The organism is Sphingomonas fucosidasi (assembly GCF_036663855.1).
GTDB classification, from domain to species: domain Bacteria; phylum Pseudomonadota; class Alphaproteobacteria; order Sphingomonadales; family Sphingomonadaceae; genus Sphingomonas; species Sphingomonas faeni_B.
On sequence record NZ_JAXOJR010000001.1, the window covers coordinates 344,943 to 359,139 of the forward strand.

At 66.0% G+C, this 14,197-nt stretch carries 12 protein-coding genes and 1 riboswitch; of the genes, 8 read left to right on the top strand and 4 right to left on the bottom strand.

From position 1 onward, the window contains the following. Window positions 1-94 precede the first annotated feature (94 nt). Complete coding sequence (locus tag U1737_RS01625; RefSeq protein ID WP_332795341.1) at window positions 95-2,161, bottom strand: M13 family metallopeptidase; 2,067 nt, start codon at window positions 2,159-2,161, stop codon at window positions 95-97. 328 nt (window positions 2,162-2,489) lie between these two features. Next, window positions 2,490-2,599, top strand: a riboswitch (TPP riboswitch). A 54-nt stretch (window positions 2,600-2,653) separates the two neighbouring features. On the opposite strand from U1737_RS01625, the gene U1737_RS01630 reads away from it, so the two are divergent. The 6 genes from U1737_RS01630 (at window position 2,654) to U1737_RS01655 (ending at window position 9,391) form a co-directional block, all read left to right on the top strand. Then, window positions 2,654-4,942 (top strand): TonB-dependent receptor, encoded by a 2,289-nt coding sequence (locus U1737_RS01630; protein WP_332795629.1) that lies wholly within the window; start codon window positions 2,654-2,656, stop codon window positions 4,940-4,942. Between the two features lies 1 nt (window position 4,943). After that, window positions 4,944-6,086: a phosphotransferase enzyme family protein gene (locus U1737_RS01635; RefSeq protein ID WP_332795342.1), complete on the top strand. Its 1,143-nt coding sequence runs from the start codon at window positions 4,944-4,946 to the stop codon at window positions 6,084-6,086. Then, a complete protein-coding gene (pnuC, locus tag U1737_RS01640; RefSeq protein ID WP_332795343.1) occupies window positions 6,083-6,667 on the top strand; it encodes a nicotinamide riboside transporter PnuC in 585 nt (194 codons plus the stop codon). Before U1737_RS01635 ends, pnuC begins: the two co-directional genes overlap by 4 nt. 82 nt (window positions 6,668-6,749) lie before the next feature. Beyond that, window positions 6,750-8,714, top strand: a complete 1,965-nt coding sequence (locus U1737_RS01645) for a glycoside hydrolase family 127 protein (protein ID WP_332795344.1) — start codon at window positions 6,750-6,752, stop codon at window positions 8,712-8,714. Window positions 8,715-8,741: 27 nt separating this feature from the next. After that, complete coding sequence (locus tag U1737_RS01650) at window positions 8,742-9,098, top strand: ArsC family reductase (RefSeq protein ID WP_332795345.1); 357 nt, start codon at window positions 8,742-8,744, stop codon at window positions 9,096-9,098. An 11-nt stretch (window positions 9,099-9,109) separates the two neighbouring features. Continuing rightward, complete coding sequence (locus U1737_RS01655) at window positions 9,110-9,391, top strand: DUF427 domain-containing protein (protein ID WP_248520916.1); 282 nt, start codon at window positions 9,110-9,112, stop codon at window positions 9,389-9,391. 325 nt (window positions 9,392-9,716) lie between these two features. On the opposite strand, the gene ypfJ is transcribed toward U1737_RS01655, so the two are convergent. Further along, window positions 9,717-10,634, bottom strand: coding sequence for a KPN_02809 family neutral zinc metallopeptidase (ypfJ, locus tag U1737_RS01660; RefSeq protein WP_248520915.1), 918 nt, complete (start codon window positions 10,632-10,634; stop codon window positions 9,717-9,719). Between the two features lie 103 nt (window positions 10,635-10,737). On the opposite strand from ypfJ, the gene U1737_RS01665 reads away from it, so the two are divergent. Both U1737_RS01665 and U1737_RS01670 read left to right on the top strand, forming a co-directional pair. Beyond that, window positions 10,738-11,523 carry a 3-hydroxybutyrate dehydrogenase gene (locus U1737_RS01665; protein ID WP_332795630.1) on the top strand — a complete coding sequence of 262 codons (786 nt, stop codon included), beginning with the start codon at window positions 10,738-10,740 and terminating at the stop codon, window positions 11,521-11,523. 86 nt (window positions 11,524-11,609) lie between these two features. Beyond that, on the top strand, window positions 11,610-12,239 hold the full coding sequence (locus U1737_RS01670) for a DUF4893 domain-containing protein (protein ID WP_248520914.1): 630 nt from the start codon (window positions 11,610-11,612) through the stop codon (window positions 12,237-12,239). On the opposite strand, the gene U1737_RS01675 is transcribed toward U1737_RS01670, so the two are convergent. Both U1737_RS01675 and U1737_RS01680 read right to left on the bottom strand, forming a co-directional pair. Beyond that, entirely contained in the window at window positions 12,236-12,886 is a 651-nt protein-coding gene (locus U1737_RS01675; protein WP_332795346.1) for a nuclear transport factor 2 family protein, read from the bottom strand. The two genes, U1737_RS01670 and U1737_RS01675, sit on opposite strands and share 4 nt — an antisense overlap. A gap of 56 nt (window positions 12,887-12,942) precedes the next feature. After that, a complete protein-coding gene (locus U1737_RS01680; protein ID WP_332795347.1) occupies window positions 12,943-13,923 on the bottom strand; it encodes a cation diffusion facilitator family transporter in 981 nt (326 codons plus the stop codon). Between the last annotated feature and the right edge of the window lie 274 nt (window positions 13,924-14,197).

Consider the following 14,197-nt stretch of genomic DNA (forward strand, 5'->3'; position numbering starts at 1 on the left):
GTCGATCCGCCCGTGGCGACGATGCTGGTGCCGGACTACGTACCAAACGCCTTGGAAAACGGGACGTGCGGCCAGCGCCACACGTCCCGCCTGGTTACCAGATATGGACGCGCTGTGCGGGCGCCAGGTACAACGCGTTACCCGGCTTTACGCCGAACGCCGTGTACCATGCGTCGACGTTGCGGACGATGCCGTTGACCCGGTAGAAGGGTGGCGAATGCGGATCGGTCAGCAGCCGCGCCCGCGCCGCGCCTTCGCGCAGTTTCGCCTGCCATGCCTGCGCATAAGCCAGGAAGAACCGCTGGTCGCCGGTCAATCCGCCGATCACCGGCGCCTTGCCGTGATCCGCCTGGTATTTCTGATACGCCGCATAGGCGGTCTCGACGCCGCCGAGATCGCCGATATTCTCGCCGAGCGTCAGCGCGCCCTTCACATGCACGCCGGGGATCGGCTCATACGCGTCATATTGTTTCGACAGCGCGGCGGTGCGCTGCGTGAACGCCGCTCGTGCCTCCGGCGTCCACCAGTTCTCGAACTTGCCGGACGCACTAAACTGGCTGCCCTGGTCGTCGAAGCCATGCCCCATCTCGTGCCCGATGATCGCCCCGATCGCCCCGTAATTCACCGCGGCATCCGCCTTCAGATCGAAATAGGGGGGCTGCAGGATCGCCGCCGGGAAAGTGATCTGGTTGTTGAGCGGGTCATAATAGGCGTTCACGGTCTGCGGCGTCATGCCCCACAGCGTGCGATCGACCGGCTTGCCGAGCCGCGACAGTTCGAGCTGGTGCTGGAACTCGCCCGAGCGCATCGCATTGCCGACCGGATCGCCGCGAACGACCTGCAACGATGCATAGTCGATATACTTGACCGGATGCCCGATCCGCGGATCGAACGCGGCGAGTTTGGCCAGCGCCTGCGTCTTGGTCGCCTGGTCCATCCAGGTGTTCGCGGTGATCCGCTCCTTGTACGCGGCGCGCAGATTGGCGATCAGCTCGCCCATCTTCGCTTCGCTCTCGGGCGGGTAATGGCGCTTCACATAGACTTCGCCGACCGCCTCGCCCATCGTCCCGTTGACCAGCGCGATGCCGCGCTTCCACCGCGCGCGCTGCTGCGGCTGGTCGGCGAGCGTCTTGCCGTAGAAATCGAACGTCGCCTGATCGAACGCCTTGGGCAACACGGCGGAGCTGGCCGAGGCGAGACGGAACTTCATCCAGTCCTGCCACGTCGATACCGGCGTCGCCGCAAAGATCTTGCCCAGTTCGGTCAGCGCGGTCGAATTGGTCATGTAGACGATCGGGAAATTGCCATAGCCCGCGGTCGACAGCAGCAAAGGCCAGTCGAATTCGGGGGCCAGTGCCTTGCGACCTGCCGCATCCATGGGCTTGAGCATCGCCTTGAGGTCACGCGACTGGACCGGCGACCATTGCACCTTCGCCATCGCCGTTTCCAACGCGACGATCCGATCCGCCTTGGCCGACGCGTCCGGGATCCCGGACAAGGTCAGCATCTTCTCGACATACGCACGATAGGCGGTGCGGAAGGTATCGTATTTCGGACCCTGTTCGAGATAGTAATCGCGACCGCCCATACCGAGCGAACCTTGGCCGGCGGCGACTGAATAGCGCTTCGGATCGGCTGGATCGGGCAACTGGCCGACCTCGACCGGCGCGGCATAGCCGACCGTTGAGAACAGCGTTTGCAGCTTCTGCTTGTCGCCGGCCGCATCGATTTTCGCGAAATACGGCTTCAGCGGTGCAGCCCCGGCGCGTTCGATCGCGGCTTCGTCCATGAAGCTTGCATACAGGTCGCCGAATTGCTTCGCGCCGGGGCCGACCGCGGCCGGATCACGCGCGGCGTCGTCGAGGATCGTGCGGACCTGCTGCTCGGCCTGGTCGGCGAGAATGACGCTGCCGCCCGCTGAGGTGCGATCGGCGGCGATCTCGGTCCGCTTGTTCCAGTTGCCGTTCGCATACGTCCAGAAATCGTCACCCGGCTTCACCGCCTTGTCGGCCGCGGTCAGGTCGATCCCGAACGTCCCGTAGCGCGTGCCGGTCGAGGCTTGTGGCGCCGCCGGTGTGGATTGGGTCTGCGCGACGGCCGACGCCGACAAGGCGAGCACGGCGACGCCGAGCGATAGGCGGGGAATGTGGGTGAACGGCATCGAAACTCCTGGACGAGAAGGGGCAACCCCCGGGTTGAACGCTGATCGATAAAGCAAGCCGGACGACATCGCCTCCGGTCGGCGTGCACGAAGGTGCCCCCGTCGCGCAGCCGGCAAGCTGACGCATATTTCGTCCGCTAGCAATATCCGTGCGATGGTCGGCAAAACGCGCTGCGCAACTGCCCTGCGCTCGTCGCACCATCTCGTGCGACGTCGAAGCCCAGTCTGGATTCCGTGCTGCACGGCGCAATGATCCCGTCGAAGGAAACCGGGATCACCCTGTTCAAAAGGTTAGCGCTTTCCAATGCCGACACGACCACCTAAGCGACGGGCATCCCCGGGGGGCCGCTGATGCGCGGCTGAGAGGTGGGCTGCAGCCCATGACCCGCTGAACCTGATCCGGCTTATACCGGCGTAGGGAGGGTCTGCGGCTGGCCCGTCGTCCCTCCGATTGGAGTGGACGTGATTTTTTTCAGTGCTGGTTTTCGTATAATGTCCGCCGCGCGCGAGCGCAGGCTTTTAGGCCTGGTCGTAACAACCTTCGCCGCATCGTCGGCAGGTGCGCAGGTGGCTGACCCGGTCGAACCCGCAGAAATCCGCGTCGTCGGCAAGCAGGACCCGGCAGGGCTGCTGCCCGACCAGAAGGTCCCGCGCGCGCAGAGCGCGATCTCCGCCGACTTCATCAACAAGCAGGCACCGACGCTCAACGCGTTCCAGCTCGTCACGCTGCTCCCCGGTGCGAACGTCGCGTCGAGCGATCCCTATGGCCTGTCGACGAGCTCCAGCCTGACGCTGCGCGGTCTCGGCCAGGACGAGATCGGCGTGCTGATGGAGGGCGCACCGCAGAACGACATCGGCTATTACTACGCCTACCCCTCGCAGTTCGCCGACCCAGAGAACCTCAAGCGCATCTCGCTCGCCCAAGGCTCGGTCGATATCGATTCCCCGACGCTCGGCGGTGCAGGCGGTTTACTGTCGCTATCGCTCGACGATCCGAAGGCGCGTCCCGGCGCGCTGGTCGACCTGTCGCTCGGCAGCTACGCGGCGCGGCGCGCGTTCGTCCGGATCGATAGCGGGACGATCGGCAACACCGGGCTGAAGGCGTTCCTGTCCTATTCGAACACGCGCGCGGACAATTGGCGGGGGGCGGGCTACGACACGCGCCAGCACATCGACGCCAAGATCCTCAGCGAATGGGGCGCCGGCAACCGCGCCAGCCTCGCGCTCTCCTACAACGACGCGAACTCGTCGAGCTACCCAAGCCCGACGCTCGCCGAGTGGAACGCGCAGGGCCGCGATTTCAATTTCGACGAGCGCTACACGGCAGGGAACACCAACTATTGGCGGCTGTACCGCGCGCCGTTCCGCAATCTCTACGCCTCCGCGCCGGTGCACCTCGTGCTGAACGATCGGCTTGCGCTCGACAGCACCACCTATCTCCAGTTCGGTTACGGCAACTCGCCCTACGGGACGCAGCTGACCACCGAAGGCAATTTCCTCGGCACCGAGGCACTCGCCCAGCCGATCGCGCTGCCCGGCGCAGTCGACGGCGTCGCGACCGTGCTCGGCAATTACACCGGCGACCAGATGCGGACCGGCAACGTCAGCAAGCTCACCTTCAAGACAGGCATGCACACGCTGACCGCCGGGCTCTGGTTCGATTATGGCACCGATCGCGTCACCCAGTCGTACACGTCGATCGACGCCGATGGGCAGCCGTTCGACCGCTGGGGGTATCGCGCGAAAGCGATCCGCACCGCCGACGGCCGCCTGCTCGCCTATGAGAACCAGCGCACCGTCACGGTCACGAAGGGCTTCTTCCTCGCCGACAGCATCGCGCTGACGCCGCGGCTGACGATCGACGCCGGGTTCAAGGGCGTCAACGTGCTGCGCAACGGCCGCACCTATTTGCCTGGACCGCAGGACAAGGTCCGCAACGACAGTTTCGCCGCATTGCCGCGCGCCGCGATCCACTACCGGCTCGACGATCGCCAACAGCTGTTCGCCAACATCACCACCAACTTCCGCACGCCCAACGAATTCACGCTCTACAACAGCTATTTCGGCGGCGAAGTCGTCGTGCGCGGGACGAACGCGCTCAAGAACGAATATTCGGTCTCGCAGGAGATCGGCTATCGCTTCATCGGCGAACAGCTCTCCGCCTCGGTGACCGGCTTCCACTACAAGTTCCGCAACCGACAACTCGCCACCGTGCTCGACCAGGGCGGCGCGCAGGTCAACGCGACGCTCAACGCCGGCGGCCAGACCTCGTACGGGGTGGATGCGGAGATCGACTATCGCCCGGTCGCAGGCGTCAGCCTCTACCTTTCGGGCGAATATCTGCGCGCGCGGATCGACGACGACCTGCCCGTCGGCGCGGACTTCCTGCCGACCAAGGGCAAGCACGCGGTCTCCAGTCCCACCGTCCAGTTCGGTGCCGGCGGGATCTATGACGATGGCCGGTTCTTCGGCAGCGTCGCGTCGAAATATATCGGCCGGCAATATGCGAGCTTCATGAACGACGAGCGGATCAAGGGCTATGCGACGCTCGATCTGTCGGTCGGCATGCACCTCGCCGACTGGCTCGACGGCAAGCGCACCGATCTGCGCGTCAACGCGATCAACGTCACCGATCCGCACGTCCTCGCCGGCGTCCAGTCGGTCAGCACCAACGCGCAGGACACGATCGGCCGCAACGGCACGGTCATCGCAGGCTCCCCCCCGGCCTATTATATCGGCAGCGGTGCGGCGGTCATGGCGACGATCTCGCGGGCATTCTGAGATGGCGACGCAGCCTGCGCATCTGGTCCACGGCATGGGCACCGCGATGGAGGCGCCGACCTGGCCCGCGATCACCGCCGACGAGGCGAATGCGGTGATCGCCCGCTTTCCGGCGGCAGGGCGGCTGACCGGGCTGCACTGGCATTCCCCGCGACCGTTCTCCGCCGCGACGCTGGCGCACACGACGCAGGGCGCGTTCCTGTTGAAGCGCCACCACCGCAGCGTCCGCTCGATCGAGGGACTGGCGGAGGAGCACGCGTTCATCGCGCACCTCGCCGGCGCGGGCATGTCGGTACCCGAGGTGATGGCAACCGCAGACGGCGCGACGGCGGTGACGAGCGGCGCCTGGTCGTACGAACTGCACCGTGCGGCGCCGGGTGCGGACCTGTACCGCAACAGCCTGTCATGGACGCCGTTCGCCTCGCACGCGCATGCCCATGCCGCCGGTGTCGCGCTCGCGAATTTACATGAGGCGGCGCGCAGTTTCAGCGCGCCGGCCCGCCGACCGCAGCCACTGGTTGCCAGCTTCACCATCCTCCCCGCCGCCGATCCGCTCGCCGCAGCCGAAGCCTATGTCGCGGCCCGTCCCGCGCTGGCCGCGTTCCTCGAATCCAAGCCTTGGCGACGCGAGCTCGCGAGGCTGTTCGAAGCCTTGGGGCAGGGGTTGGCCCCTCTGCTTGCCGAGCAAACGCCGCTGTGGACGCACAACGACTGGCACCCCTCCAACCTGCTCTGGACGAACGGCGGCAGTGTCCGAACCGCGTTCGACTTCGGACTCGCCGACCGGACCTGCGCCGTGCACGACATCGCCACCGCGATCGAGCGCACCGCCGTTCGCTGGCTCGACCTAGGGCAGGGGACCGACGACATCGGCGATCCAGAGGCAGCATTGGCGCTGCTTGCGGGCTACGCCACCACCGCGCCGCTCGCTCGCGCCGACATTGCCGCGGTCGTTCGCGTGTTGCCGCTGGTCCACCTCGAGTTCGCGCTGTCGGAGATCGATTACTTCACCGCAGTGGTCGAAGACCCGGCATCTGCCGGGCTCGCCTGGGACGGGTATGTGATCGGCCACGCCGAGTGGTTTTTGTCTACCCCAGGGCAGGATTTCCTTCGCGCGATCGAAGCCGGGGCTCATTCCCAATGACCGCGTTCGAGATCGTCGCGGTCGCGGTGAGCGTCACGGGCATCTGGCTGACCGCGACGCGCCGCATGCTGTGCTGGCCGGTCAACCTCATCGCCTGCGGGCTCTATTTCAAGCTGTTCCTCGACGTCCGGCTCTATGCCGACATGGTCCTGCAAGCGCTGTTCGGGCTCGCGATCCTCTATGGCTGGGTCGCCTGGACCCGCGGCAAGGACGCCACCGGCGACGTCGTCGTGGTCCCGCTTCGCCCCGCGCACGCGATCGCGAGTCTCGCCGCGGGCGCGGCCGGCGCCGTCGCGATCGGCTGGTTCATGAGCCGCTACACCGACGCCGCGCTGCCATGGATGGACGCCGCGCTCAGCAGCTTCAGCCTCGTCGCGCAATATTGGACCGCACGCCGCCACACCGCCAACTGGCTGCTCTGGATCGCAGTCGACATTCTCTATGTCGGGATGTTCCTGGTCAAAGGCCTGACGCTGACCGCGGGCTTGTACGCGGCGATGATCGCGCTCGCGGTGATCGGCTATCGCCGCTGGCGACAAGCGGAAGTGCCCCAGGTGGCCGCCCCCATCGCCTCGCGCTGACCGCCCCCGCGACGGTTGCGCAGCGGGCTGCAGCATGCTCTACCTACTCAGACAAATAGAATGTCGAGAAGAGGGTGCTGCCATGACCGATCCGTCGCCTGCCGGACAATCGCGTCGTCATTTCCTGACGAGCGTCGGCAAAAGCGCGCTGCTGGCGGGGCCGTTGGCGGCCACCGCCAACGCCGTCTATGCCGCAACCCCCGTTAAGGCGCCGGGGGTGCCGACGGCGTCGCTGCGTCCGTTCGACATGGCCGATGTGACGCTCGGCGAGGGACCGTTCCTGCACGCGCAGCGCAAGACCGAAGCGTATCTCCTGTCGCTCGACCCCGATCGGATGCTCCACAATTTCCGCGTGAATGCTGGATTGCCGCCCAAGGCGCCGGTCTATGGCGGCTGGGAATCGGATCCGATGTGGGCGGACATCAACTGCCACGGGCACACGCTCGGGCATTATCTGTCGGCCTGCGCGCTCGCCTATCGCGCCACCGGCGATAAGCGGTTCAAGGCGCGGATCGAACATATCGCCGACGATCTTGCAGCCTGCCAGGCGGCGTCGGGCACCGGCCTGGTCTGTGCCTTCCCCGATGGGCCGGCGCTGGTGGCGGCCCATCTGCGTGGCGAACCGATTACCGGCGTGCCCTGGTATACGCTTCACAAGGTCTATGCAGGCTTGCGGGATTCCGCGGTATTGGCGGACAGCGATACGGCGCGTGCGGTACTGATGCGGCTGGCGGATTGGGCGGTCGTGGCGAGCCGACCGCTCAGCCCGGCGCAGTTCGAGACGATGCTCGACACCGAGCATGGCGGCATGAACGAGGTGTTCGCCGATCTCTACACGATGACCGGCACCGCCGAATATCGCACGATGGCCGAACGATTCTCGCACAAGGCGATCCTCGCGCCCTTGGCCCAGAACCGCGATCATCTCGACGGACTTCATGCCAATACGCAGGTGCCCAAGATCATCGGGTTCCAGCGTGTGTGGGAGATCACCGGTGACGCTAAATACCGCACGGCCTCGGAGTTTTTCTGGAATACGGTAGCGCTGACCCGGTCGTTCGCGACCGGCGGGCACGGCGACAACGAGCATTTCTTTCCCGTCGCGGATTTCGGCAAGCACGTTTTCTCGGCCAAGGGGTCCGAGACCTGCTGCCAGCACAATATGCTGAAACTGACCCGAGCGCTGTTTCTGCACGATCCACAGGCGCGCTACGCCGATTATTACGAGCGGACGTTGTATAACGGAATCCTGGCGTCGCAGGATCCCGATACCGGCATGGCGACGTATTTCCAGGGTGCGCGGCCCGGTTACATGAAGCTGTATCATGCTCCCGAGACGGCGTTCTGGTGCTGCACGGGCACGGGGATGGAGAACCACGTCAAGTATCGCGATTCGATCTACTTCCATGACGACCGCGCGCTGTATGTGAACCTGTTCGTGCCGTCCGCGGTCCGGTGGCGGGAGAAAGGCGCAGTCCTGACGCAGACGACCGCGTTCCCCGAAACCTCCACGACAAGCTTGCGCTGGACGCTGAAGTCGCCGGCCGAACTGGCGCTCAAATTGCGCCATCCCGGCTGGAGCGGCACCGCGATCGTCCTGATCAACGGCGTCGAGGCCATGCGGTCGAGCGTTCCCGGTCGGTATCTGGAGATCGCCCGCGTCTGGCGGAACGGCGATGTGGTGGAAGTGCGTCTGGATATGGATCCGGTCGCCGAACGCCTGCCAACCGCCCCGGATATCGTCGCCTTCACCGTCGGTCCGCTGGTACTGGCAGGCGCGTTCGGACAGGACGGGCTGGCGCCGGGCGCGGACATCGTCACCAACGAGCGTAAATATGGCGACTATAACGCGACCGCGTTCACGCCGCCCAGATTGACGGGTGATCCCGAGACGCTCGCGCAGGCGATCCGCCCGACCAAGCGCACGCTGGAGTTCACGATCCCCGCTGCAGACGGCCGTCCTGTCCGCCTGGTCCCGTATCACCGGATCGCGCACGAACGGTACGCGACCTATTGGCAAGTCGGACCGGTCACGCCGACGGTCTAAGCGCTGGCAACGATTGAGGATGGATACGTGACGGTCGAACTATACGGAATTCCGAACTGCGACACGATGAAGAAGGCGCGCGCTTGGCTTGATGCGCAGGACGTCACGTACGTGTTCCACGATTACAAGAAGGTCGGCATCACGGAGGATCGGTTGCGGCGCTGGATCGGGATGTCGGGCTGGGAGGTTCTGCTCAACCGCAACGGCACCACGTTTCGCAAGCTCCCCGAGGCCGAGCGGTCCGACATGAGCGCCGATCGCGCGGTGGCGCTGATGCTGGCGCAACCGTCGATGATCAAGCGTCCGGTGCTCGAAGCCGGCGATACGCTGCTGGTAGGATTCACGCCCGAGCGGTATGACGCGGCGGGGCTGGGCAACGCCTGAAGGAGAGTAGAATGCCTGTCGCTACATGGAATGGCCGCGAGATTGCGCGATCGGACGATACCGTCGTCGTCGAAGGCAATCACTACTTCCCCGCCGACAGCGTCGACCCGGCGCTGCTCGAGGAGAGCGCTACGCACTCGAACTGCCCGTGGAAGGGTGTGGCGAGCTACAAGACGCTGGTCGTCGACGGCAAGCGCAACATCGATGCGGTCTGGTATTACCCGGACCCGAAGTCGGCCGCGGCCGAGATAAAGGACCGCTATGCGTTCTGGAAAGGCGTGACGGTCGGTTGAGGACGCGAGGTACGCGATGCTGTCGCCGCCGAGCCTCGCCATCGTCTTTTGGGGCTCGCCGTCGTCCCCAAGCCCCCCGTCATCCCAGCGAAAGCTGGGATCTCCCGGTTAGGCACACTTCGTGAACCACGAGGGATACCCCAGCTTTCGCTAGGGTGACGGTTATCGAACTCGGATCGCAGCCCGCAATCCTCCCCCGCCAGGGGGAGGTGTCGCCGAAGGCGACGGAGGGGGAGGACACGGAGCAGGTGTTATCCCTTTCCCCCCTCCGTCTGGCAAAGGCCAGCCCCCCCCCCCCCTGGCGGGGGAGGTTCAAAGGTTCAGCTCAGATCGCGCCCGAGAACGTGTCGCACTGCGCCGGATCGCCGCTGTCCAGCCCGCGCTTCAACCACGACTGGCGCTGCGCCGACGTCCCATGCGTGAAGCTATCCGGCACCACACGCCCCTGCGACTCCTTCTGCAGCGTATCGTCGCCGATCGCCTGCGCGGCCGTCATGCCCTCCTGGATATCGCCAGCCTCGAGTCGCGACCGGTTGGCCGCCGCCCACACGCCCGCATAGCAATCCGCCTGCAGTTCCAACCGTACCGACAGCGCATTGCCTTCGGTCTCGCTAGCCTGGCGCTGCGCCTGCTGGACCTGCGCGTTGGTGCCGAGCAGCTTCTGGATATGATGACCGAACTCGTGCGCGATCACGTAATCCTGTGCGAAATCACCGTCCGCCTTGAACCGGGTCGACAGCTCGTTGAAGAAGCTCGTGTCGAGATAGATGCCCTGATCGGTCGGGCAATAGAACGGCCCCATCGCCGACTGCGCGGCACCGCATCCCGAACGGCCATTGCCGTCGAAGAACACCAGCTTGGGCGCTTCGAAGCGCTGGCCGTTCTTGGCGAAGATCGCCTCCCAGGTATTGTCGGCCGAACTGAACGCGTTGCAGGCCGCCTTGCTCTCGGGCGTCAGGTTGCAGCTCGACGTCGTGTCGGTGCCGGCGCGCGGCGCTCCGCTCTGTGTGGTCGGGGCAGAGGACTGTCCGCCGCCGAGCAGGCCGCCCAGGCCACCCATGCCGCCGAACACTGCCATCAGGATCAGCACGACGACGATCCCGCCGCACCCGAATCGGCTGCCGATCATCGGCAACAGCCCCATCAGCAGGCCGCCGCCACCGCCGCCGAAACCGCCGCCGCCGCCGCCCGAGCCGCGCTGGTCCTCGACGTTGATGTTCGGATCGTAATCGTCGAGCCGCATGAATATGCCCCTTTTCGTTTCTTCTCGGGAACGAAATGCGCAAGGTGGCGCTAGAGTTGCACGGCGGTCGAATCCGCCGCGTAAAGCGATAGGGGGAGTGCGTATGTTCCTGAAGGGCAAGACCGCGGTCATCACCGGATCCACCTCGGGGATCGGCCTGGCCTACGCCAAGGCGTTTGCGGCGCAGGGCGCCGCGGTGGTGCTCAACGGCTTCGGCGACGCGGACGCGATCGAGCGGGACCGCGCCGCCTTGGCGCAGGTCAGCGGAGCCGCCGCGCTCTACGATCCCGCCGACATGACGAAGCCCGACGAAATCGCCGCGATGGTCGAGCGGGCGGCGCGTGAGACCGGCAGCGTCGACATCGTCGTCAACAACGCGGGCATCCAGCACGTCGCCGGGATCGCCGACTTTCCTATCGACAAGTTCGACGCGATCATCGCGATCAACCTGTCCTCGGCGTGGCACACGATGCGCGCCGCGGTGCCGCACATGCGCGCGAAGGGCTGGGGCCGGATCATCTCGACCGCGTCGGCGCACTCGCTCGTCGCGAGCCCCAACAAGTCGGCGTACGTCATGGCCAAGCACGCGATCGCCGGGCTCACCAAGACGATCGCGCTGGAGACCGCGACCGACGGCATCACCGTCAACTGCATCTCGCCCGGCTATGTCTGGACCCCGCTGGTCGAGAACCAGATTCCGGACACGATGGCGGCGCGGGGGATGACGCGCGATCAGGTGATGAACGACGTCCTGCTTGCCGCGCAACCGACCAAGGAATTCGTCACGCCGGAGCAGGTCGCGGCGTTCGCGCTGTTCCTGTGTCGCGACGAGGCCAAGGCGATCACCGGCGCGAACCTGTCGATGGATGGCGGCTGGACGGCGGCGTGACCGATCGGCGCGCCGCCGCCCGGAAAACCATTGCCGTTCAAGGCGATACGCGCTTAGCTTGGCGCAGGCCAACGGGACACGAGACGATGCGAACCTGGTTCGGAACTGCCGCGTGCATGATGGTCGTGGCCTGTGGATCGACCGTGGCCGGTGTCGGGAACGCCAGCGCCGCGCGGCCCAACCTGGATTGGCGGCGGGTAGCCACCCCAGCGGATCGCGCGCGGCTGCGCGGCTGGCGTGGCGCCTGGGTCGCCGCGCTCGCGCAGGTCGATCCGAAGGAGGTCGCGCGCGATCCGGTGCTGTTCGACCCCGACCGTTCGCTGGTCGACCCGTTGCCACCCGCGGGCGCGTATCGGTGTCGCACGTACAAGCTCGGTGCTCGCGCGGGCATCGGCCCGACCTTCACGGCCTCGGGCTGGTTCGCCTGCCGGATCGGCACGAGCGAGGACGATGGCGAGCGCGTGGTCAGCCTCGTCAAGCTCGACGGATCGCAGCGCCCGGTCGGCTCGGTCTTCGCCGACACCAATGCGCGGGCGATCTTCCTGGGAACGATGGAGCTCGGCGACGAGACGCGGCCGCTGCGCTATGGTCGCGACGCCAACCGCGACATGGCCGGGCTGATCGAGCGGATCGCCCCGCAGCGCTGGCGCGTGGTGCTGCCCTATCCGCGGTTCGAATCGCTCCTCGACGTGGTCGAGCTGGTCCCCGCGTCCTAGCGAGCGGCGGGCAGGTGGCCCGGAACCGTCGTCGTCACCATGCCGGATGCGGCCGCTCCCGTCGCGACCGCTACGCCGGGCGACTCGATCGGGCCAAGGCTGGTGAGATACTGCCTGCCGTGCATCTCGATCGGCGTGACGCGGCCGGCGTTACCGGCCAGCACCGCCTTCAGATACGAGCGCGGTTTCTTCATCAACCCGGGCTGATCGAGCGCGGACAGCCCCACCAGGCGCGCGGCTTCCTTGACGAAGTGGACGCAATTATGGTCGCCCAGACGGTACACGCTGTCTGGCTTGCCCTCGCTCCACGCCTCGACCAGCCGCAGCACGGCGACGTATTGCGCGTCGGTCATCACCACCGAGAATTGCGCGTCGCTGCTCGCGACATAGCTCGGCCTGGCGATGTCGAGCTTGCCCGCGACCGGTCCCATCAACAGCGCGGGCGATACCGATTTCGCCGTGAAGCCTGCATTCGTGTCGACCCGCGCGCCGCCCGCATCGGGCACCCCGCGCAAGGTGAAGAACGCGTGCGGGAAACTGTTGCCGAGTTCATGGCTCCAGAACGTGATCGTGACCGCAGCCTGCGCCGGCAGTGCGTATCCGACGCACAGGCAGAACAGGGCGATCAGGCGTAGCAGCGGCTTCATCGGCCGAGGCTATCGCCGAATCTCCAGCCTTACCAGAGGCATGCGTCCGATTTACATCAGCGCTGCGTGGTAGTTTCGCCGCCGCCGGAGGCTGGCGCCGGGGCAAGCGTCGCGTTCTCGCGCTTCTCGGGCCGGATATAGATCGACGACAGCGTCGGTACGGCGGCGCGCAGTTCGGTCTCCATCGCCTCGATCATCGTCTCGCCGTCGCCCATCGTCACCGCATCGTCGAAGTCCGCGCTGATCGCGGCGAAGATGCTGTCGGGCGCGGCATGGACCGTGCGGACATGGTTGACCGAGACGATCGCAGGATGCGCCGCAACGATCTTGTGGATCGTGGCGATCACCGCCGGGTCGGCGCGCTCGCCGATCAGCAGGCCCTTCGATTCGCGCGCGAGCAGCACGGCGACCAGCGCGAGGATCAGCCCGATCGCGATCGACGCGGCGCCGTCGATGCGCGGATCGTCGAACGCGTGGCTCGCCCAGATACCGATCCCGGCGATGACGAGGCCCGCCAGCGCCGCGGAATCCTCGAACAGCACGATGAAGCCGGTGGGATCCTTCGACCGGTGGATCGCCGACCACCAGCCCATGTCGCCCTTGGTCTTCGAGAATTCCCGCACCGCGATCGTCCAGCTGCTGCCCTCGAGCGCGAACGAGATCGCCAGCACGATGTAGTTGATCGTCGGGGTCGTCAGCGGCTCGGGGTCCTGGATGTGCCGCCAGCCCTCGAAGATCGACACGCCCGCGCCGATCGCGAAGATCAGGATCGCGACGACGAACGCCCAGAAATACAGCTCGCGGCCATAGCCGAACGGGTGCGCCTCGTCGGCGGGACGCTTGGCCTTGCCCTGGCCATACAGCAGCAACACTTGGTTGCCGCTGTCGACCACCGAGTGGAAGCCTTCGGTCAGCATCGACGACGAACCGGTCATCCCGGCCGCGACGAATTTCGCCACGCCGATCCCGAGATTGGCGGCGAGGGCGCCATAGAGGACGATGTCGTCCTTGATGCGAGCGGTCAGTGTCTTGGCCATCCCGCCGTCCTACACGAGGGGATGCGGTTGGAAAGGGGCGGCTTCGCAAGAGGTTGGGGGGTGCAATCGAAGCGCGACGGCAATTGGAATGCGGCTGCGGCGTGCGACTTGCTACTTCGCGCTGCGTCATCCTGACGAAAGTCAGGACCCAGAGCCACAAGCGTATCCGCCTGTAATCCTGGGTCCTGACTTTCGTCAGGATGACGGATGGGTGCAACGTGCAGCAGCCGCGCCAAAACAGGAATACCCGCCGGTGGACGAGCCACCGGCGGAC